The following is a 21,515-nucleotide window of genomic DNA, read 5'->3' as shown; positions in this document are numbered from 1 at the left end:
CATGCGCATATTAAGTTTGTGATAAAATGAATGCGATTATTTTGTAATTATGAAATTTCACACTCTATGATATCAATCTATTACTTTTTCATCTTCCCCATTAAAAAACATCATGGCAAAACCAACCAGCAAGAACAAAGTGCTGATGATGATAGCTTTTTCTTGTAATAACTTAACACTTACATTTCCAAGAATAGCTCCTATTGCAAAGAATCCTATGATTGTAAAATACAATAATCCTCTGAAAAGTGTTATCTTCTCTTTCGTATATAGAAATTCACAAATGGATTGCGTTGCAGAGCGTAGATTTCCGATACACATAGTTGTAGCAATCCCATTTCCATTAATTTTTCGGAAACTTTCTAACTGGATTGCACAAGCAAATGAAGTAATACTATTCGCCAATAGGTTTGCACTCTGAGGCATAAAACCAACAAGAAACAATACGGCAGCTTCAAAAAGAATTGTAATCTGTCTCCAATGAATAACTTTTTTGTCTTTTAGATGAAACTGTACTACATTGGCAAGTATCAGTCCTAGCGCAAATGCTATGATTGGGCAAAGATACCTCAGTGCTAGCTGCCAATTTCCTTCTGATAGATGGACACCACATAATAATATATTGCCAGTCTGCGCATTTGCAAAGACCTTTCCGCGGCATACATAAGAGTATGCGTCCATAAATCCACCCGAAAGTGCTAATATTATTCCTAGTTGTAATGATTCTGAAATCTGTTTTTGCTTCTTCATGCTGACCATTCCTTTAAATATCTTTTTACGAAAATTCTATGTAGTTCTCGTTTTGTACAATATTCTATTCTATCATTGTTTCACTTATATACCTATTACTATCCCTCTTTATTTCATATATAATAGAATAATGAAATCTCGAATGGCTGTCAATATAGGGTGATGAATGAAGCAATAGTTCCCCCTATCATAACACATAACAATTTTTAATGACAGTTCTTATGTACATTATGTGAAAAACAAGATTCATTATTTCTGTACACGACTAATTCGTCAGTCACAAACTTAATATTGAATCAAGAATTTAACTGTGCCTTTTACATGAGTTTTATAAAAGACTATTGACTCTCACGTTCCGTGATAGAGTACTATAAACTTAAAGATAATCCAGAAAAGAAAGAATGCCGGCAAACACTTTTTGCATTATTTTATTACAGAGTTAGGAGTGATCAATTATGAAAACAGTAAAACAAGTAGCTGAGTTAACCGGAATCAGCGTAAGAACCTTGCAGTATTACGATGAAATTGATTTATTCAAACCAAGCGAAGTTACGGACGCTGGTTACCGATTATATGATGATGTGTCACTTGAAACTCTGCAACAGATTCTATTTTTTAAAGAACTGGACTTTCCATTAAAGGATATCAAACAAATCATGGAGAATCCACAATATGATAAATTTACTGCTTATAAGAAGCAAAAAGAACTAATCCGTGCCAAGAGAGATCGTCTTGACCGGTTACTAAATCTATTGGAAAAGCTAGAAAGAGGAGAACAATGTATGAGTTTTAAGGAATTCGATATGAGTGATTATTTTCACGCATTACAGCAGTTTAAATCAGATCACACAGATGAAGTAGTGAAACACTGGGGCAGTATAGAAGCTTTTGACTCGATGTTAGAGAATTTTAAAGATAAGGAAAGCGAGATTGCCAAATTAGCAATACAACAATATGGGAGCATTGAAAAATATACGGAGGCTATGAAAGCTAATCTTAAGAACTTTCCTGAAACAATGGAAAAACTGCAGAGTTTAGGCAAGGATAAAGACGATTATCTCACTAGATCAAAAGAGATAAATGAAAAGCTTACAAAAGACTTAACACTGGATGTTGCTTCAAATGAGGTTCAGGAATTAGTGAAAGAAATGGTTTTATTGAGTAATGAGGTTAATAAGGGATTTGATATGGGCGAGAACTTTTGGGATATGGTCATTGAGGGATATCTTCATAGTGAACAACTAATCAAGGCGAATGATAGCTTATATGGAGAAGGGGCTTCTGCGTTTATTGGTAGGGCTTTGGAGGAGTACTTTAAGTGATTTATAAAGGGGATGAGTGGCGGCGGTGAAGCAGAATACGACAGGTTTATTAAACAAGTTAGTATAATGGCTTAAGGTGAGTGTTATAAAATCGCGGAGCTATCGAAATGAGTATTCGCGTAATGGATATTAAGGTATAAGAAACCTCGGAGAACCATTGTAATATGGCATCTCCGAGGTTTCCTACTATACTGCGACACGTAATAAAAATCGCAATATCAACTGTTTGTTTCTTTCCAATGATAACGATAGTAATACTATTGGTCTATATGGATATAAGTTCTGAATATGTACATAGTTATCTTATCGTAAAAGTCCAGCAATTTCTATAGTAATTAAATTCTCATTTATATACTTTAATTTATTTATAAGTACTTTAAACATTTCGATATAATCAAATATCACTGAATATTTAATCAATTGATATACTGTAACTATATTTCCTCAATAAATAAAACCGCTTTATTTTCTAGCATTGTTTCTAATATATCCAGTAACATAAATAATAACCGCTAGAAGGATCAATAGGGAATAAACAAGGATATCCCAGATATCCATAATAGGTTCCCCTATCTGCTTTGATAAAATGAAATTGATACCAAACGATAAAGGAATACCAAAAATCAATGCTATCGAAGCAGAAAGATATCGGCCCCACGTGAATTTCACTAATAATACATATACTATCCACAAATATAAGAGAGAAACGATTGATACAGGCATAGCAATAGGCATAATAAGTCTATCTATTCCAATAACCCTCTCTAACACATAAAGATATGGGATAGTGAAAAGGCTTGTACAAACAAGTGAAATACAGACTCCCCTCTTCTTACATATAACCATTGGTATCACTAGTAACCACATATAGATTATTGAACTGATAGGAAACCATGCCCAAGTTAGTTTGCCTGAGATGGCAAAATTACAGATAAGGCATACCATAATACCAAGAAGGAAAAGAGAAGTTATAGTAACTGCAAATGCATTTCGAATATCTTTCGACTTACGCTTTGTTACTGTATCAGCATATTGAATCGTGGACTCAACAATTGAGTCCACATTGGTGTTCTCTAACATAACTGCTCTTTCGCCATTTAACAATTCACCCGTAGTTACTCCTAAAATGTCTGATAGTGTAGATAATAACGATATATCAGGGCAACTTAACCCCCGTTCCCATTTTGAAACAGCTTTATCGGTGACACCTAGTTTCGCTGCTAACTCTTTTTGTGTCAGCTTTTTAATTTTTCGCTGATCGGCAATAAACAGAGCCATCTTTTCATTATCCATCTTAAAGATTCCTTTCTATTCGCTTACTTACACTATCAGTATATCGTAAATCAAATACTCATTTCAACCGACCATAGGTTGAGTATACAAAGTAAACCAATGGTAGAATTATGCTTTGATAGCCCATCTCATCTTTGTGGAACGAGCACGTGGATTTCTATTACATTCTTCTGCTGATGGACGAATTACATCATCTGAGACTTCACTATAGATACCTGCTCGTTGTAAATTCTTAAAGGACTTCTTCACGAGTCTATCCTCTCCTGAGTGGAAGGTTAAAATTGCGACGCGTCCTCCCTTTGCAAGTACATTAGGGAGTTTCTCTAGAAAACTATATAATACTTCATATTCGTTATTCACATCAATTCGTAATGCTTGGAAAGTTCTTTGACAAGTCTTCTTAATGGCTTCTTTTTGTTCATTTTCCGGTATAGTTACAAGTACCTTACTAATTAGGTCACGAAGTTTCGTCGTCGTATCAATCTCATTTCCTCTTTTGATTTCATTTACAATCGCTTTTGAGATTTCTTCTGAATAAGGTTCATCGGAATTCTCAAGCAACATTCCCTGTAGCTCCGTTTGCGAAATTGTCTTTAAACGTTCTGCTGCAGAGATTCCCTTCTCAGGATTCAATCGCAAATCCAGTGGTCCATCTGTCTTAAAAGAAAATCCTCTGTCTGGATCATCAATCTGCATTGAAGAAACACCTAAATCTGCTAATACAAAGTCAAATAATCCTGCTTCTTCTACAACTTCATCTATGTTAGCAAAATTAAGCTGTTTAATAGTTAAAATCTCAGGACCAAATCCTAGGTTTTGAAGGCGTTCTCTTGTTTTCACAATTTCAATTGGGTCAACATCAAGCGCGTACATATGCCCTTGTGATTCTAGACATTTTAACATTTCCCTCGTATGACCACCATAGCCAAGAGTGGCATCTAACCCTTTTTGACCAGGCTTGATTTGCAGAAACTCCAGGATTTCATTCACACAGATAGAGATGTGCATACCTGCAGGCGTACTTCCCTTCTGAATTACTTTTTCAATGGTATCTGCGTATTTTTCTGGTTGTCTTTCTTTGTATTTTTCTTTAAAGGTTTTTGGGTGAGTTCCTTTGTATCGTTCACGCCGTTTGTGAACTGGTTCTTGATTCTCCGTGGGTTGTCCTGTGAGGACTTTCTCGTTTTTGTTTATATTTTGATCTGCCATAATATCTCCTATTCTTTTCATAGCGTTAGTACTTTCGTATCATGTCTACAAGTTTATAAATATAAGTATATCTTAACAGAGATTTCTATCCTAAAATCTCTAAATATCTATCTAGCTCCTCTTCCATATAATCAGCAAGCATAATAATCATTTTACTCGCATTATTATGTTCCTGGTAGTCAGCAAAACATTCATAATATCGCTTTCTATCAGCAAATTTCACATTGGTTGGTGGAAAACCCTGCTGCATCAATTCTAAGTTCATTAATAATCTTCCTATACGGCCATTTCCATCTATAAATGGATGGATTCGTTCAAACTCCATATGAAATCTTGCCAGTCGTTCGATCAAATGCATCTTATTGACTCTCAAACTATCATCTTTCATTAATTCTTCCATCTGAATAGGTACTAAAAATGGTTGTGGTGGTATATATACAGACCCCTTAATTCTAGCAGGTATCTGGCGGTATGCACCTCGATCATGAGGTCTATCCACTAAGATTAATGAATGAATTTCTTTTATAACCTTTTCTGATATTTGAACTTGTTTTGAAACCAGCTCCACGATATATAGAAAAGCTTCTTTGTGTCCTACTACTTCAAGGTGATCTTTTAATGGTTTTTTGTCAATTGTGATCCCTTCCAGTACTGACGCTGTCTCTTGTAAGGTTAGGGTATTCCCCTCAATTGCATTAGAATTGTAGGTAAACTCAATTAAAAATTCCTCTCTTAATCGTTCTAATTCCCCTTGAGTAAGTGGTCTTCTTTTTTGTAACTCTGCCTTCTTTGCATCAATCCGTGCAAATACTTCCTTGTATTCCTGTGGGATGTCTTTCCCTCTTAACGTTCTACCATCCACTGGTTTAAGAGCATCTACAGGTATTCTATAATTTTTACCTTCTTTTCTAATTCCAGAAATCTTTTCCTCCGAACATAGCACCCGAATTCTTCGATCACTGATATGCCACTTTAGAGCTGCTTCCTTCACTGACATATACTCCATTCATCTCACCCTCTTTCTCTCATACTATAGCAGTTTATCGGAATAATATCAATATTATTTCAGGCTATTGTTTTCTATTATTCCTATAAATAACAATAAATAATCAACGATAGCTAAAGGTGTGTAACCAGTGAATATTCATAACTATTTCTTTTCATTAATATTTAGTTACCTCATTTAACTGACATCTCTATTTTTATTATTGCTACTTATACTTATTTCTAATTCCAAGAAAAAAGCAGGAACCCAAAGTTTGATTCCTGCCCGTACATACACTATGCTATCTTGTATTCAATTACTTCCTTACATAAAGTTTTGATTTTTTCTCTGTTAGTAGCTGCTTTTTTCAGTGCATGGTACACATCTAATAGCCAAGAGCAACTTTCATTATCAATTCAATCATTTATAAAATCAGTACACTTATTGTCGACTCATCTACATTTACAGATACTAAAATCTAACGTGTATGATTCCTGTCCATACCTTTACCTCTTAGCATAGGGAATTCCCCATTTTCCTTTATCTTCTGAAACTTCGTTGCTTGATTCGCTTTGAGGTTGTCAACATCAGATTGTTCAAGCACTTTAAGCTCTACCAATTTATCGAGAACTTTGTTGTTTTCTTTCATTTTATTTTCCAGTAAGGAATATACTTCGTCCTTTTGCGTTTGACTTAAGGAATTCCATCTTTCTCTTGCCGCTTTCATTTTCTTATTAAATTCAGCTTTTTTATCTTTACAGTCCTTACAGTCAGTCTTAATTTCTGTTTGCATCGTTGATTGTGTTTTTGTTTCAGCTGCTACGGTTGTAATCGGGCTAAGGCTTGCGAGTCCAATCGCTCCAGCAATAGCAAAACTACTTAATTTAGCTTTGTTCATTTTGCATCCTCTCTTTCCAAAAAAACAACAAGTGCACTGATTTATAGATAGTGTCTCCAACAGATGTGATTAAATTGTGAATTTTTAAAGTTTCCATATAAAATTTCATTTTTACTAAATCTGCTTCTAAGTATTGATTCTATTCCCTATTCAACCAGTTTATTCAATACTGATTAACTAAGATTAGTCAAACATTCATAATTTTCTTTCTTAATAATAACTGTCAACTTCCAAATAGATTAAAGCACTCTTGTACTTCATTTTCAATCCTATATGCAGAATCTTCATCGTCAGCTTTTATTACTAAAATTTCATCCTTATACCACTTCATATTCTTCTCTTTTAGAAGTTTCCGTGCTTCCCCGTGATTTACAGATTCAAAAAAATTAATATCGCTGCCTGAATAATTCACTTTTTTTGAACCTGTCTTTCCTGCCACTAAAGCACGAATAACACCTTCCTTATTTACGCAAAACTTAATATATACAAAATAATATAAATTGTATATTTCTGATAATGGATTTTCGAAATTTTTACGCCTACCATTCCAGCGAACAGAACCTTCTGGTATATATGTTGGAACCATAATAACATCATATTTATTTTTTAGTTTTTCTATAATTTTTACAATTCCATTATGGTTTAAATCATTGTAATTGTTTTTCATTTCTTCTATACATCTACGACATTTGGAATTGGGTGATTTTACAAGGACGCTACCATGTTTAGAACATATCTTATTATATTGTCTATGATTTACAATCTGTTTATTCCATTCACTATTAATATTTTCACTCTCCATCAAATATATTTCTTAAATTCTTTCTTTATCTTACTTCCATAATCCAAATCAATCAAATTGCGAAAACCATAGGAAGGAATATAAGTCAGCTTCGAATGGTTAAATACTCATACTGATGACCAAGATTCTTCTTAAGTGAAATTAAGCTTTATAAAATCGTGGATTCAAAAATGAGCTCGAAAATTCACTTCTGCCTCCTGCATAGTATCACCTACTTGATTGAATATATGTAGTTATCGTATTATTCTGATCCATAGTATACAACTGCAAATCGAAGAACACATATTAATAATATTGTTCTTTCTTCTTTGCAATTAGAGATAACTTTACGTTCTATATCATATTTAAGAAGCTATCATCTGATATTTTTCTATTTTTTTGAAGAACCTCAATCTTCTCTAGTTGATCATTAATTAAAACCAACTCCTGATCTATCTGTATTTGTAAGAGCTCTAGTGTTGTAGAAATAATTTTTAACATGCATTCTTCTTTTGGGCTATGAAATGTATGACGCTTTAACTCATCAAATCTTTTAATTTTTAATGATAAATTTTCATTTCTTAATAATATTTCTTTTCTCTTAGCCAATAATTCTTCGTTCCACAAATCAATAAATCTCCTAATCTTTCTCAATTTAATTAATTGAGCTCTATTTAGCCTAAGAAATTTTATTGTATAATCTGCTGGATTAGAACCACTTATTGCTTTTAAAACACCATAATCATCTAACTCAAGCACTTCTTGGGGATCTTCATACAAATTATCTATAAATCTGCTGATATTCTCATGGCATGCTTTATTATTGCACTGTTCACAATTTCTTATACATCCTTTTTCCGTCTCAATCCACTTATCATTCTTGTAGGAATTACAGCGAGGACATGTATATCTTAAATTTTCACAGGTCGAAAAATACTGGGGGAAATACGCTTTGGGTCTAAAATGATCAATATTGAAAGTAGCTCCACTACATTCACTTTCAGTTATAGTACAATATTCACATGAATAATCACTAATTTCCCTGAGATACTCTCTATATCCACTTGGTTTATTATATGTCGGTTTATTATTGTATTTCAGCTTTTTCATAATACTGCTATTCATATTGACTCAACTCCGTAAATAGATCTTCCAACGTTTGATCTAATTCATCAATCTTTTTATTCTGGCTCTCATATATTTCATTATAAGATTCTTTTTGAGAACAAATATTCATCCTTGCTTTTATTTCTTTTTCTTGTTCTTCATCAAGCACTTTTTCGAATTTGTCCAGTATTTTTTCAAGAAGCAATAAATTCTTATCATCTGCAAAATTTGTTTGTAGTAAAGTTTTATTTTCCAATTGTACTTGATACTCACTTACCAATGCTTGATGCTGCTCTTCAAACCATTTCTTAGAATTAAAATTATCAATTACAGAAACCAATTTTTTAATAATCATTTGGGGATTATCAAGCAATTCGTCTTTTAAAATAAATCCTTCAAACCCTTCCCTTGGACCCGCATAAATCCCACTAGTTAATGTTAATTTAGGAATTTTTAATTGAAGCATTATCCATGCAGCAACTAATGCACCTGTAAACTGACTATTAAGTTGATAGTCAACAAGTAATACATCGAATCGTACACCAAATTTCATAGGATTATATTTTTCTATATTATCCTCATAAATTACTGAATCGTCTACAACACATTCGCCAATTATATTATTCGTATCTGCCCTTCTTAAACTATTGATTAATCTTTCAACTGCCTTTTTATCATCATCAATTATCAGTATATTAATTGACATCGTCTACATCCTCCTTTGTTTCCAATTGTCTTGGTATTACTATCTTAAATTTAGTCAGCGGATAATCTTTACATAATTCTATAGTCCCTGAATAATTTAATACCGTATCCTGTACAATTGTTAGTCCCAATCCTGTTCCATCAGAATATGAAGAAAACAATGGTTGAAAAATCTTGATTCTATTCTCTTTTTCTATAACCTTACCATTGTTGACCGAAGTAATTATATATGCATTATTTTCAAACTCTAGATTAATATAAAATATTTTTTCATTTTTTTCTTTCTTTAATGCTTTATATGAATTAGTAACCAAATTTGTAAATATTGTCTCAAAATCACCTTCGTATCCCCATGTATATATATTATCATCCGATATTTTCACATTTAATTGAGGAAGCACCTCTATTGCCTCAAATGCTTTTTTATGCTGATTAATTATAGTTTCAACTATTTCCTTAATATTTACATACCTTACCCTATCCTGCTTTTCTCTTTTTAGATAACTTCGAAAAAAATCAGCTTTTTCATTTACAAGACCAATATCTTTTTCTAAATCATTAAAATACTCTTTAAGTTGATTTGTTGAATTAATTATCTCAGAATAATCTGCTTTAATATCCCCGCATATTGCTTTTGCATCTAATGTCTGATGCAATGCTTCATGTCCAAACATTGCCGCACTTATACCTAATGTTGCAATATTTCTATAAATCTGCATCTCTCGAGTTTTAAAGTCATCTTGAAATTTATAATATGAAAATGCTTTTTTAAAATTTTCTAGCGAAGATTCAGCAGCCTGCAATATGCTAGTTAATTTTTGTTGGACTTGATTTACAGCCTCAACAGTATCAACATTTACATTAACTTGTTTAACTGAAACTTTTAAATCATCAACCTGTTTTGAAAAATCATTTACTGATTTTCTAACATTTGATAATGTTTTTTTCCCCTCTTCTCTAATTTTCTTTTCTTTTTTCTTCCTTGCATTTAATTGTAGCGAAGTATATTTTTCAAAAGACAAATTAACAAAAGTTTTTAGTGCATCAAATTCTTTTGTTTCATACATATTTTCTCTACTTAATACATCTTGCAATCCTGGATTTTCGTCTCTGGTTATGTAAACAATTCCAATTATATTTTGTGTTGACATACGATGTTCTGGTGATTTTGTTCTCTGAGCATTTAGCTCTAACCAGTCATTATCCACATTACCAAATGGTAATATTCTAAAACCATCTCTGTAAATTTTAACTCCGCTATATGATTTAAGAAAATCATCCATATATTTTCTGTCGATATCTAGACTTCTATATAATCTCTTATCTTTAAGAAACACGAAAGCTTCATAGACTACCGGTCCACAAGAATTATCTAATTCTTCATTTTTATAGGTATATGTTTGTTCATTAACTTGTCCGCTCATACTAATATTTGATTTTATACTAACACGGATAATAGCACTTCCATCCTTATTAATTTTTCCATATAAATGTGCCTGTCTATAAGACATAAAATTAGCATCTACTTTATTCACACTTTTTATAAAATCAGGTGCATATAAATTAATTTTTACCTTATCACCAGGAAATTTATATTTTTCATATGAAACAGAATTTATATTAATTGGTCTTATTAAATTTAGTTCTTTTCTTAAATCAACCAGACTGTCTTCTGTCCATTCATCACGTAATTCTTCCATAATAATTTCGGTACCTTTTATATTTCTTTCAAAAGGGATTTTATAAACTGGATGATTCACTATTCCAAACTCATCCGCTTCTGCTTCATCTTTGTCCCAATCTATTTCAAAAACCAATGCAAAGTCTTTTCCAAACTCTGTTGTTGTTATCTTAAGTTTTCTTGATAATCGTTCAACCGAAAATCTTCCTATTCCCTTTTCGCCTAATTTTCTTCTTCCTGATTTAGTATTTGGATTATGTATTTTATTATCTGTTCCAACAATCATCCATTTATTTTGGATATCGTCTAGAGACATACCATCTCCATCGTCCTTTACAATTAATTGAGATACCCCCGTTACAAGATTTTTAAATTCAACAGTTATATTGTCAGCATCAGCATCATAAGAATTTTTTACTAGTTCTGAAACCGCCACAATAGGATTTGATATTAAATTTCTACCAATCAATTTACTAAATCTGGCAGCAAATTTAAAATTTACATTTCCAACAACATTATTATCCATTAATATCAATCTCCTTCTCATATATTTTTAATCTTCTTTTTAAGTATCTCATTCTAATAGCTTTTAACAACTGTTTATCATTTTCTTCAAACGTAGCGAAGACAACAGAATCTACATAATCTACAATTTCCTCTATATTAGCACCTTCCCTAAACAACTTATCTAAATGCAAAATTTTTTCATCCTCTACCTTAACATATGGCATTGAAAGTCCCTTAAATTCGTTTGGGACCAATTCTCCAACCCCACCACCGTAAAAACGTCCTTCATATTCGCATAAAGCCAACGTCAACGAATTATAAAAACAAAATGCAAAAGAGTTTGAATCATACTGCTCTTTCAACCTTATATTGTAAGCTACATCCGTTGTATGGACATCCGCATCATTTACTATTATTCTAGGAACTATACTATATCGTTTAAAGAAACTTACGGTTCCTTTTCGAATGATTGGAACATCATACCATCTGTTTCTTATAGAACATTTATATCTTTCATTTATTTTTTTTTCTTTTCCTTTTTCTAAATAGTCTACCAGTTCACTTGAAAATGATTTTTCTACCACACCATTCAAATTCAGCATTGTAACTTTAGCATTATCACTATATAGCCTATCGTAATCCTCTTTTCCAAAAAGCAAACAATCTTTTACATCCTTGCTTCTAGAAATAATTGGTAGTCCAATGTTATTATCAACATTCAATTTACAGTATTCGTCTTTGCTTATAATAAAAAAAGCATTAGCTCCAGTTACTATTCCAGGCGAAATATCCCCAAATTCATTTACCCTCTTGAACTTATTAGCAATATTGAATAGACTTTCAGTCTCATTATCATTCAGTATACAATTCGACCATTTTTTTAAAGGTTTATTTCTCATAATAACACTTTGAAATTTTTCTTCTCGTTCGCTCGGATTGTTTAATGTTCTATACATAATGTATGGTGAACCAATTTTATCATTTTCTAAATAAAGCAAACAAATATCTTGTTCAATCCCCTCAAAAATTTGCTCTTCAAATGTTATAATTTCGATTATGTTAAATTTTGTTTCAAGAAAAATTCTCAATTTTTCGGCATACTGTACTTGTAAAAACTCAAATGGAAGAATAAAAAAAATCCGGCCGTTAAGTTCCAACATGTTAATTGAAGATAATATAAATGGTACCCAAATATTCTGAAAAAGGTCTTTAGCAAGCCCAAAAGAATCTACAACTTTTTCTGATTGCTCTTTTAATTCTTTTGTCATATTTTTTTTACTTATATATGGAGGGTTCCCTATTATAAGATCATATTTTCTATTATTCCTTTGTGCAAATCTATTGAAATCAGCTTTATGGATACTACATACTCCTCTGTACTTTTTTCTTAGCTGATTTACCTTTTTCTTGTCATATTCAATTAAGGTTATTGGTATATCAAATTTTCTTACAAAATCAACGAATCTACCATCTCCTGCCGACGGTTCCAATATGCTAGTAGGCTTTCTTTTAGTTTCAATATACGAAACCATGTATTTTATCAAATTTACAGGAGTATAAAATGATCCTGTTGACTTTTCATCCATAATATTCACTTCCTACTTTTAGTATTTAATGAGATAAGAAATAGTATATAATCAATATGCTACTACTTATTTATCGTCCCATCTTTTTAAAAACATTTAATAATCTTTTCAAATCTTCAATTGCAGAAGATAACCTAGGTCCCATACCAATTATTAACTATTTACAATTTTCATATTGCTCTTTCATCAATATACAATTTTTGTTGTATATTCAATTATAATTACCCAAAATTAATACTATCAAAACATCAGATTACAATTAAGCGAAATTATTATGCTAACTTTTAATAACCATGAGTCAGATAGTCAAATACATCTTTATATTTACTATTATTACCTCGATTTTTAATATCATCTTCCATCAATTCTTCGTCACCACCATACAAATAAAATAACGCATTTGTTCTTCTGTTCATTGGTTCTGAGACGTTTAAAACTGTATTATCTAGCACACTATAAGCATTATCATAGCAGCATGATATGATATCTAGGAGTCGTTCACCAAGACCCATTAGTCCTGAAAAGTATTCATCATCTACATGACATAGAAGCTTATATATTACCCCACTAGAAATATCTGAACATATATTACGCGAAAACTCAATCAAATTTTTTTCTTCTATATTATTAGGATTCCATGACCACCTTTGACTACCAACACAAGATCCAAGGTACCACAATGCTTCTTTCACAATCTCTTTGTCATTACCCTCTAATAATTCTCTTGCAACCTTAATAATTCCTTTGTTGTCTCGTGAATCCGGATGGTTAATAAGAATTTGAAAATTTCTATATACAATATCGCTATCCTTATCAAAACATCTATCTAAACTCTTAAGAAGTTTCGTCGAATCATACTTCATATCCATATAATTCTTTTAAATCATCAAGATCAATTCCTACCTTGTTATAACCTTCATTATTAACTTCAATCCTACTTAGCAAAGGTTTATTATGATATTTCAGATTCTTGATATGCTCTTCAATCCCAATCCAAGCACTGCAACCTTCTGTTGGTGAATAGAATACAACAATAACTGGCAAAGTATAACTTTTCCAATAATCAAGATGTTCCTGATCTGGATATAATATAAACTTCTTCTTTTCACTATTATAATAAGAATCGCCTGATTTTACTTGGACGGCCAATAACCTCCCAGTTGCTTCTTCTGAATCAACAAATTCAATAAACCCATCAATACCAGTATCTTTATCTCCTGGTACTTCTCTGAAAATAGAACCATGATTATTTACTAGATTTTCTAAATATATTACTCCCTCTTTTTCAACCTTTTTATTCTTTTTCCACTTTGTCATGTCATATCCCTCATAGAAAATAATAATCATATGGCTACTTTTGTAGATAAATAATTTAGCCACATATATCAAATTACCAACTTATCCTTATTATTTTTATGTTTCTATTCAAAATACTTTTGCATCAAAGAGCTCATTAGTATTTTGGTGTTGTTTATCGACTATTGGACGAATGAACATCAGATATTTAATCTGCTCAAATGACAGTTAGGGGATTTGAAATCCCCCAGCCCACATATCCGCCCATATTTTATCAATTTTATTACTGATTCACCTGGTATCAAAGAAACAACACCCTCTAATAAATAGTAATTTAATTCTAAACCTCTCTATTATCCAACTTAACCTTTCTAAAAATCTGGTCATACAGTTCACTTTTACCACTTTCTAACTTTTCAAAGTCTTCCTGTTTATGTGATGGTATATCTGTCTTCTTAATCTAGTTCTTATAGTATCTTTTGTTACGCCTAGATACTCTGATATTTCATCTATACTCAGCCATTTTTCATTTATTTCAGACATACATTTTCCTCTAAAATATAGAACTTTCTGTTTTTACACAACTACAATTATTGTATCTCTAAATTGTCATATTAGCAACCAAATTCCGTCATTTTAAATATGATTTAATGGAAGTAAACGTAAAAAAAAGGAACTTATTGCCCCTGCTTTATGATATGCTTACCGCCTACTTTCTGAATTTACCTTCCCCCTATCTCTATCTATCTTACCACCTCATGGATTCTATCACGCTGAGCTACTTTATATTATTATACCTGCCTCACTCATCAGATCGTCAAAATTATACTCATGATCACACATATCATAATAATCTCTGATAACTTTCACGATACCATTTACAGACAATCCCCCTTAAGCAAACGTAGTATATGACAATGTGAAAAAGTAGAAATTGAGACAAATCCTATAAAGTTACAAAAATTGCAGGCTTGAGTAAATTTTATATATTTACTATGCAAAGCTTAAAGATGCCTATATTACATAATAATTGCACAATTAAAAAAGCATCATAAATAAGGAAGGAGAAACTCTCGTTCCTTATTTATGATGTCTATAAAGTTAAATAATTAAATTTTACTTTTGACTTCCTTAGCAGATTTGACTTAGATCTTGATAAATCAAGGCGCTGCTGGCTTTAAAAAATCACTCAAACTCAATCGTTGCCGGTGGTTTCCCCGTACAATCATAAAGTACTCTATTAACACCCTTAACTTCATTTACAATACGGCTTGAAACCTTGCCAAGTAACTCCCAAGGAAGTTCAGCAAACTCAGCGGTCATGAAGTCAGTTGTTGTTACTGCACGAAGTGCAATTGCGTAATCGTAAGTTCTCTCATCACCCATACATCCTACAGACTGCATGTTTGTTAATGCTGCGAAGTACTGTCCGATACTGCGGTCAAGACCTGCATTGGCAATTTCCTCACGGTAGATAGCGTCTGCTTCCTGAACAAGCTTAATTCTCTCAGGAGTAACTTCACCGATGATACGGATACCAAGTCCTGGTCCTGGGAATGGTTGACGGAATACTAATTTTTCTGGGATTCCAAGCTCTAAACCAGCCTTACGAACTTCATCTTTAAAGAGAAGGCGAAGTGGCTCTACAATTTCCTTGAAATCAACATGCTCTGGAAGACCACCTACGTTGTGGTGGGATTTAATCACTGCGGATTTGCCAAGACCGGATTCGATAACATCTGGGTAAATGGTTCCCTGTGCTAAGAAATCAACAGTTCCAATTTTCTTTGCTTCTTCTTCGAATACACGGATGAATTCCTCACCGATAATCTTACGTTTTGTTTCTGGATCTGTAACTCCAGCTAATCTATCATAGAATCTCTGCTGTGCATTTACACGTACAAAGTTTACATCAAACTGAGTTGTAAAGATCTGCTCAACCTCGTCACCTTCGTTCTTACGAAGTAAACCGTGGTCTACGAAGATACAGGTTAACTGCTTTCCAACTGCTTTAGAGATCATAACTGCTGCTACAGAGGAGTCTACACCACCGGATAAAGCACAAAGTACTTTCTTATCACCGATTTTATCACGTAAAGCCTGAATGGATTCCTCTGTAAAGGATGCCATCTTCCAGTCACCGTTACACTCACATACTTCATATAAGAAGTTACGAAGCATCTTAGTACCTTCTTGTGTGTGAACTACTTCTGGGTGGAACTGCACTGAATAGAGCTTCTTATCTACCATTTCAACTGCGGCCACTGGACAGGAATCGGAACTTGAAGTAACTACAAATCCTTCTGCAGGAGTCTTGATATGGTCTGTATGGCTCATCCAACAGATTGTATTTTCAGCAACGTCTTTAAATAATTTAGAAGTGGTATTCACCTTAATCTCAGTTTTACCATATTCTCTTACCTCAGCGCTCGTTACTGATCCTCCAAGAAGATGTGTCATTAACTGGGCGCCGTAGCAGATACCAAGCACTGGAATCCCTAACTCAAATATACCCTTATCACAATGTGGAGCACCTTCCGCATAAACGCTTGCTGGTCCGCCGGTAAAAATAATACCCTTTGGATTTAATTCTTTTATTTTTTCCAAACTGATGTTATAAGGCATAACTTCACAGTAAACATTACATTCTCTGACACGTCTTGCAATCAGCTGATTGTACTGTCCACCAAAATCAAGTACAATTACCATTTCCTTATTCACAATTGCTTCCTCCTAATATGCTTTCTCTATCAAATTTCACCAAATTATAGAAACACCTGAAAACATGCCTGTTTAGTAGACGTGCGAATTCACACGGGCGACACAAACAATGAACCGGAAAAATAAAAATGAAATTCCAATGGATTTCATTTTTATTCTTCCAGTGTGAAGTTTTAGAATTTCTTAGGTGGCGTCTTTTAGCACCTTAAAAATTCTCTTCATACTTTAACCATTATTTGTTACCTTCTTATGTTTCCATAAACCTTCAAAATCTATGTCACTCATTTTACAACATTTTTTGCAAATGTTCTAGTATAAAAATATTTTTCCACAGAATCTATAATTTTCATACCAAAAGTACACAGCACTTCGACAGAATTATGATAGTAACAGCATTTTAGAAGCTTAATGCAGACAACATAGCCTTTTAATAGATATCTTTTGCCAACTTAACTAATTGATAAAACTCTGCACGGTATTCATCCTGTTTATAATTAGTCTCTTCTAATCGTGATAAAACTTTAGAAAATGTAGCGTCTCCCTTATACTCGCTATCTTTTAATAACAACCCAAACTCTGCTACAGCAGTAGCAAATGCCAGGTTATCTGTCCGGGTGTCTGCTAATTGATTGATTCCCACTGGTTCTGACATAAGAATTGATTTATCTTTACCAGGCTTTTTATAGCGAATATTAACGGTTAGTAATTCATCCACCATATTTGTCGGCTCTGTCGTCGTATATTTTAATTCAGTTTCAGGAATCTCCATCTTAGAATCTTCTAGCACAAGTTCATATAACACGGTTACCGAATGCCCTGCACCTACCTCGCCAGCATCTTTGGTATCATCGTTAAAATCCTCCGTTGCAAGTAAACGATTATCATACCCTAACAAACGATACCCTTTCACCTTTGCAGGATTAAACTCTACCTGAAACTTTACGTCGCCTGCAACCGTAACTAAGGTAGCACCCATTTCCTCTACTAATACCTTTCTTGCTTCCATTAAGGAATCGATATAAGCATAGTTTCCATTTCCATGATCTGCAAGAGCCTCCATCTTGTTGTCTTTGATATTTCCAGTTCCAAAACCAAGTACGGAAAGTGCGACACCACTCTTTCTCTTCTCCTCAATCAGATTGGTTAACTCACTTTCGCTGGTGACACCAACATTTAAGTCACCATCTGTTGCTAAGATCACGCGGTTATTTCCACCCTCGATATAATTTTCCATGGCTAATTGATAAGCTGTCTCTATTCCTTTACTACCAAAAGTGCTGCCGCCAGCTTCTAATTCGGTGATAGCGTTTTGTATTTTCTCCTTTTGGTTGCCCTTCGCTCCGCTTAACACAACAGTATCATTTCCTGCATACGTAACAATTGAAATTCTATCTTTTTCTGTAAGATTCTCAGTCAATAATAAAAATGCTCGCTGAACCAAAGGCAATTTATCCTCGTCCATCATCGAACCTGACACGTCAATTAAAAATACTAAATTCGAAGGTGCGCTCTTGGAAAAATCAATCTTCTCTGTCTGAATCCCAGCTAGGAATAGCTTGGTATCTGGATTCCAAGGGCAATCAGATAGCTCCGTTGTTATTCCAAATGGGGAATCTCCTTCTGGTAATTTATAATCATAGTTAAAATAATTGAGCATTTCTTCTATTCTTACAGCTCCGGTATCCACCCTTCTGCCTTCCTTTAGCATACGACGAATATTACTGTAAGAAGCCGTATCCACATCTGCTGAAAAGGTTGATAACGGATGATTCTTCGTTGATTGGTAACCCTGTTCTATTACTGCATTGTATTCCTCGGTTGAAAAATCCATATTATTACTATTGTCCCCATCTAACTTATAAGATACATATAAGCCATCCGATTCCGTTTTCGATAGCGATGTGGTATCCTGTAATGCTACCTGAGATCCAAAATTAATATCCGAACTACTCTTACTTCCATTCTGCCCTGTAGTACTATTTTCTCTATCCATCTTACTTGAACATGCCACGACATTTGGCAATATTAATATAATGCTAAGTATAAGTGCTATTCTTTTTAAAACTCTACTCTGATTCATCATTCCAACTCCTCTCCAAACAAAGAAATCTCCTTACGCTGCACACCTATTCATAGCCCCTACCTTTATCTAATACTTTCTCTTTATTAGATTCCGAGTAATACCCTATTTTTTTTATCGAACGGCAGCGTGTGTTCTAAATTGATTTAATTTTGGTTATCCTTATCCTTAGTACCATCGCGATTATCTATTAGACGATAACTATTTACAGATTGTTCCATCAATAACATTTGCGGAGCATTTTCTTGTATTTTAATAAAGAAACATCATTTATTAAGTGAAAAACCAGAATTTAGTGTTGCAATTTAAAGCTATTCAAAGGATCTGGGAATTGTTTTTAATTTAACATTTAACAAAGGAGAGATATAAAACCAAACTAATAAAAATCCCTTACCATAGGGGGAGTGCATAACGCTATTCTTATATGTAATACCCCTCTGTTTACTCTACTTTTTCCTCTTCTTTATCCTCTAATTTTTAATGTATTTATGTAAATTAGATAAGCGTACCAAAATATATAATACGAATTCCGTAATTTTTGTTAAAAATGGCACATTAATCGAAAGAATTCGTAGTATTTTGCTATGTTTCACTATTTACTTTTAAGGCAAATATGTTACAATTTAAACAGACTATGAGGTTTTGCGCTGTTTTGAAATTACATATTGTCAGCGCCATCATTACTATATTTATTAAGACGTAATGTCATCATATATTTATTTATTTTGTTAGGAGGCTACTTATGAATAAAGTTGAACTGAAACCAGGTATCTACGATGTTGGAGCAATTGATTGGAACGTTCGCATGTTCCATGGCTACACCACCAATCGCGGAGCTACCTATAATGCATTTTTAATTATTGACGAGAAGATCACTTTAATTGATGCAGTTAAAGTTGGCTTTACAGAAGAATTATTAAATCGTATCCGTGAAATCATTGATCCTGCTAAGATTGATTATGTAATTTCTAATCACGTGGAGATGGATCACTCTGGTGCACTTCCAGGTGTTATGGAGGTCGCTAAAAATGCAACCCTTGTTACCTCAGCTCCAAATGGTTTGAAAGGTTTAATGGCACACTATGGCAAGGATTATAACTATCTACCTGTGAAGAGCGGAGATACTCTTTCTATTGGTAAACGTACTCTATCTTTTATAGGAACACCAATGCTTCACTGGCCAGATAATATGGTGACTTATTGTCCAGAAGAGAAGATTCTGTTCTCCAATGATGCATTTGGTCAGCATTATGCAACAAATAAGCGTTTTGACGATGAAGTAGACTTAGATAAAGCAATGCAAGAAGCTTTGAAGTACTACGCAAATATTATTCAACCATACCAGTTACCGATGAAGAAAACCCTTCCGCTAATTGAAGCTTTAGATATAGATATGATTGCAACCAGTCATGGTGTTATCTGGAGAAGTCATGTAAAAGATATTATTGATAAATATAAAGAATGGTCAAGCGGTGAGAATGAGGAGAAAGCATTGGTTATCTATGATTCCATGTGGCATTCTACAGAGAAGATGGCTTTCTCTATTGTAGAGGGACTTTCTCGTAAAGGACTTACTACACATCTTTTCGACCTAAAAGAGACTCATATCTCTGATATTATGTCCGAGGTATTAAAAGCTGATTATATTATCGTTGGTTCTCCAACCCTTAACCATTGCATGCTCCCAACAGTTGCTTCATTCCTTTGCTACTTAGAAGGATTAACATTAAAGAACAAGAAAGCATTCGCCTTCGGTTCTTATGGTTGGGGAGGACAAAGTGTACCAGCAGTACATGCAAAGTTAGCATCCTTAGGTTATGAGATGGTATTAGATCCTATTAAGATTAACTATATCCCTACCCATGACCAGTTACGTGAAATTGAGGATAAGGTAGCTGAATTATAATTACTACGTAATTTCCTTGTTATAAACAAAAAGGACAATCTCAGATTTTCTGCTATTAGCATTATAATCTGGTATTGTCCTTTTATTTATTCCTTCTTGTCTCTTTACCTCAACTCATCCAAACTCTTTGCATAGGAAGGAAGATATTCTTTCATAAATAATTCAACCTCCGGTAATTCCATCTTCTCCAAAGCCTCTTCGATACTAGCCTTAGCTTTCACGAATTCCGTATTACCAGTCTTTTCTTCCTCCATGCACTTAATCAGCGCAGATAATTTATCTGCTCCTTTTACGAGTTTCCACAGATAGCTTTCCGCTTCTTCTGGAAAGAAGATGCTATGATACTCTTCTCTGATATCTTCTGGTAACATTCCAAGAAGTTGATTCGCAGCATTTTCCTCAATCTTTTGAAATGCTCCCAAGATATCGCGATTATAGTACTTAATTGGTGTAGGCATATCTCCTGTAATTATCTCGGTTGCATCGTGATACAAACCTATTAACGCAGCTTTTTCTGCATTTAACTCTTTATGAAATCTTTTCTTCCCAATCACAGCAAGTGCATGAGCCAGCATACTAACTTCAAGTGAATGTTCACTGATATTTTCAGAAATTGCATTTCTCATCAATGCCCATCGTTCAATATACTTCATTCTTGACATCATTGCATAAAAATGATACTCCATAA

At 33.3% G+C, this 21,515-nt stretch carries 17 protein-coding genes; 2 read left to right on the top strand and 15 right to left on the bottom strand.

What is annotated here, in order from left to right; genetic code table 11:
• Positions 1 to 72: 72 nt before the first annotated feature.
• Positions 73 to 750: a YoaK family protein gene (locus CPHY_RS01495; RefSeq protein WP_012198307.1), complete on the bottom strand. Its 678-nt coding sequence runs from the start codon at positions 748 to 750 to the stop codon at positions 73 to 75.
• A 455-nt stretch (positions 751 to 1,205) separates the two neighbouring features.
• On the opposite strand from CPHY_RS01495, the gene CPHY_RS01490 reads away from it, so the two are divergent.
• On the top strand, positions 1,206 to 2,072 hold the full coding sequence (locus tag CPHY_RS01490) for a MerR family transcriptional regulator (RefSeq protein WP_012198306.1): 867 nt from the start codon (positions 1,206 to 1,208) through the stop codon (positions 2,070 to 2,072).
• A gap of 462 nt (positions 2,073 to 2,534) precedes the next feature.
• On the opposite strand, the gene CPHY_RS01485 is transcribed toward CPHY_RS01490, so the two are convergent.
• From CPHY_RS01485 to CPHY_RS01425, 13 genes are all read right to left on the bottom strand, one after another.
• Positions 2,535 to 3,365, bottom strand: a complete 831-nt coding sequence (locus CPHY_RS01485; RefSeq protein ID WP_012198305.1) for a helix-turn-helix domain-containing protein — start codon at positions 3,363 to 3,365, stop codon at positions 2,535 to 2,537.
• A 108-nt stretch (positions 3,366 to 3,473) separates the two neighbouring features.
• Positions 3,474 to 4,574 carry a 16S rRNA (cytosine(1402)-N(4))-methyltransferase RsmH gene (rsmH, locus tag CPHY_RS01480; RefSeq protein WP_012198304.1) on the bottom strand — a complete coding sequence of 367 codons (1,101 nt, stop codon included), beginning with the start codon at positions 4,572 to 4,574 and terminating at the stop codon, positions 3,474 to 3,476.
• 85 nt (positions 4,575 to 4,659) lie between these two features.
• Complete coding sequence (locus tag CPHY_RS01475; RefSeq protein ID WP_012198303.1) at positions 4,660 to 5,580, bottom strand: Fic family protein; 921 nt, start codon at positions 5,578 to 5,580, stop codon at positions 4,660 to 4,662.
• Positions 5,581 to 6,037: 457 nt separating this feature from the next.
• A complete protein-coding gene (locus tag CPHY_RS01470) occupies positions 6,038 to 6,457 on the bottom strand; it encodes a hypothetical protein (RefSeq protein ID WP_012198302.1) in 420 nt (139 codons plus the stop codon).
• A gap of 223 nt (positions 6,458 to 6,680) precedes the next feature.
• Positions 6,681 to 7,259, bottom strand: coding sequence for a hypothetical protein (locus tag CPHY_RS01465; RefSeq protein WP_012198301.1), 579 nt, complete (start codon positions 7,257 to 7,259; stop codon positions 6,681 to 6,683).
• Positions 7,260 to 7,592: 333 nt separating this feature from the next.
• A complete protein-coding gene (locus tag CPHY_RS01460; protein ID WP_012198300.1) occupies positions 7,593 to 8,363 on the bottom strand; it encodes an HNH endonuclease in 771 nt (256 codons plus the stop codon).
• A complete protein-coding gene (locus CPHY_RS01455; protein WP_012198299.1) occupies positions 8,356 to 9,051 on the bottom strand; it encodes a hypothetical protein in 696 nt (231 codons plus the stop codon). Before CPHY_RS01455 ends, CPHY_RS01460 begins: the two co-directional genes overlap by 8 nt.
• Positions 9,041 to 11,257, bottom strand: coding sequence for a sensor histidine kinase (locus CPHY_RS01450; RefSeq protein ID WP_012198298.1), 2,217 nt, complete (start codon positions 11,255 to 11,257; stop codon positions 9,041 to 9,043). Before CPHY_RS01450 ends, CPHY_RS01455 begins: the two co-directional genes overlap by 11 nt.
• Complete coding sequence (locus tag CPHY_RS01445; protein WP_012198297.1) at positions 11,250 to 12,824, bottom strand: Eco57I restriction-modification methylase domain-containing protein; 1,575 nt, start codon at positions 12,822 to 12,824, stop codon at positions 11,250 to 11,252. The genes CPHY_RS01450 and CPHY_RS01445 overlap by 8 nt, the downstream gene beginning before the upstream one ends.
• A gap of 284 nt (positions 12,825 to 13,108) precedes the next feature.
• Positions 13,109 to 13,693: a hypothetical protein gene (locus CPHY_RS01440; RefSeq protein ID WP_012198296.1), complete on the bottom strand. Its 585-nt coding sequence runs from the start codon at positions 13,691 to 13,693 to the stop codon at positions 13,109 to 13,111.
• Positions 13,677 to 14,141, bottom strand: coding sequence for a DUF4365 domain-containing protein (locus CPHY_RS01435; protein WP_012198295.1), 465 nt, complete (start codon positions 14,139 to 14,141; stop codon positions 13,677 to 13,679). Before CPHY_RS01435 ends, CPHY_RS01440 begins: the two co-directional genes overlap by 17 nt.
• Before the next feature lie 1,164 nt (positions 14,142 to 15,305).
• Positions 15,306 to 16,841 (bottom strand): glutamine-hydrolyzing GMP synthase, encoded by a 1,536-nt coding sequence (gene guaA / locus CPHY_RS01430; RefSeq protein ID WP_041703057.1) that lies wholly within the window; start codon positions 16,839 to 16,841, stop codon positions 15,306 to 15,308.
• Positions 16,842 to 17,268: 427 nt separating this feature from the next.
• Entirely contained in the window at positions 17,269 to 18,921 is a 1,653-nt protein-coding gene (locus tag CPHY_RS01425; RefSeq protein ID WP_242657962.1) for a vWA domain-containing protein, read from the bottom strand.
• A gap of 742 nt (positions 18,922 to 19,663) precedes the next feature.
• Between CPHY_RS01425 and CPHY_RS01420 the strand changes: the two genes are divergently transcribed.
• On the top strand, positions 19,664 to 20,827 hold the full coding sequence (locus CPHY_RS01420; RefSeq protein WP_012198292.1) for an FprA family A-type flavoprotein: 1,164 nt from the start codon (positions 19,664 to 19,666) through the stop codon (positions 20,825 to 20,827).
• Positions 20,828 to 20,931: 104 nt separating this feature from the next.
• Here the strand turns inward: CPHY_RS01420 and yfbR are convergent, their stop codons facing one another.
• Positions 20,932 to 21,513 (bottom strand): 5'-deoxynucleotidase, encoded by a 582-nt coding sequence (yfbR, locus tag CPHY_RS01415; RefSeq protein WP_012198291.1) that lies wholly within the window; start codon positions 21,511 to 21,513, stop codon positions 20,932 to 20,934.
• Positions 21,514 to 21,515: the final 2 nt, after the last annotated feature.

It is taken from the genome of Lachnoclostridium phytofermentans ISDg (genome assembly GCF_000018685.1).
Taxonomy (GTDB): Bacteria; Bacillota; Clostridia; order Lachnospirales; family Lachnospiraceae; genus Lachnoclostridium; species Lachnoclostridium phytofermentans.
Note: the sequence above shows the minus strand (reverse complement) of the source record. Positions and strands in the feature narration are given on the sequence as shown.

Bases quoted from the DNA above. Each gene is read 5' to 3' on its own strand.
- CPHY_RS01470 (WP_012198302.1), bottom strand. From the start codon at position 6,457: ATGAACAAAGCTAAATTAAGTAGTTTTGCTATTGCTGGAGCGATTGGA.
- CPHY_RS01435 (WP_012198295.1), bottom strand. From the start codon at position 14,141: ATGACAAAGTGGAAAAAGAATAAAAAGGTTGAAAAAGAGGGAGTAATA.
- CPHY_RS01420 (WP_012198292.1), top strand. From the start codon at position 19,664: ATGAATAAAGTTGAACTGAAACCAGGTATCTACGATGTTGGAGCAATT.
- CPHY_RS01425 (WP_242657962.1), bottom strand. From the start codon at position 18,921: ATGAATCAGAGTAGAGTTTTAAAAAGAATAGCACTTATACTTAGCATT.
- CPHY_RS01455 (WP_012198299.1), bottom strand. From the start codon at position 9,051: ATGTCAATTAATATACTGATAATTGATGATGATAAAAAGGCAGTTGAA.
- CPHY_RS01485 (WP_012198305.1), bottom strand. From the start codon at position 3,365: ATGGATAATGAAAAGATGGCTCTGTTTATTGCCGATCAGCGAAAAATT.
- CPHY_RS01495 (WP_012198307.1), bottom strand. From the start codon at position 750: ATGAAGAAGCAAAAACAGATTTCAGAATCATTACAACTAGGAATAATA.
- CPHY_RS01475 (WP_012198303.1), bottom strand. From the start codon at position 5,580: ATGGAGTATATGTCAGTGAAGGAAGCAGCTCTAAAGTGGCATATCAGT.
- CPHY_RS01490 (WP_012198306.1), top strand. From the start codon at position 1,206: ATGAAAACAGTAAAACAAGTAGCTGAGTTAACCGGAATCAGCGTAAGA.
- CPHY_RS01460 (WP_012198300.1), bottom strand. From the start codon at position 8,363: ATGAATAGCAGTATTATGAAAAAGCTGAAATACAATAATAAACCGACA.
- yfbR (WP_012198291.1), bottom strand. From the start codon at position 21,513: ATGGAGTATCATTTTTATGCAATGATGTCAAGAATGAAGTATATTGAA.
- CPHY_RS01450 (WP_012198298.1), bottom strand. From the start codon at position 11,257: ATGGATAATAATGTTGTTGGAAATGTAAATTTTAAATTTGCTGCCAGA.
- CPHY_RS01440 (WP_012198296.1), bottom strand. From the start codon at position 13,693: ATGGATATGAAGTATGATTCGACGAAACTTCTTAAGAGTTTAGATAGA.
- CPHY_RS01445 (WP_012198297.1), bottom strand. From the start codon at position 12,824: ATGGATGAAAAGTCAACAGGATCATTTTATACTCCTGTAAATTTGATA.
- rsmH (WP_012198304.1), bottom strand. From the start codon at position 4,574: ATGGCAGATCAAAATATAAACAAAAACGAGAAAGTCCTCACAGGACAA.
- CPHY_RS01465 (WP_012198301.1), bottom strand. From the start codon at position 7,259: ATGGAGAGTGAAAATATTAATAGTGAATGGAATAAACAGATTGTAAAT.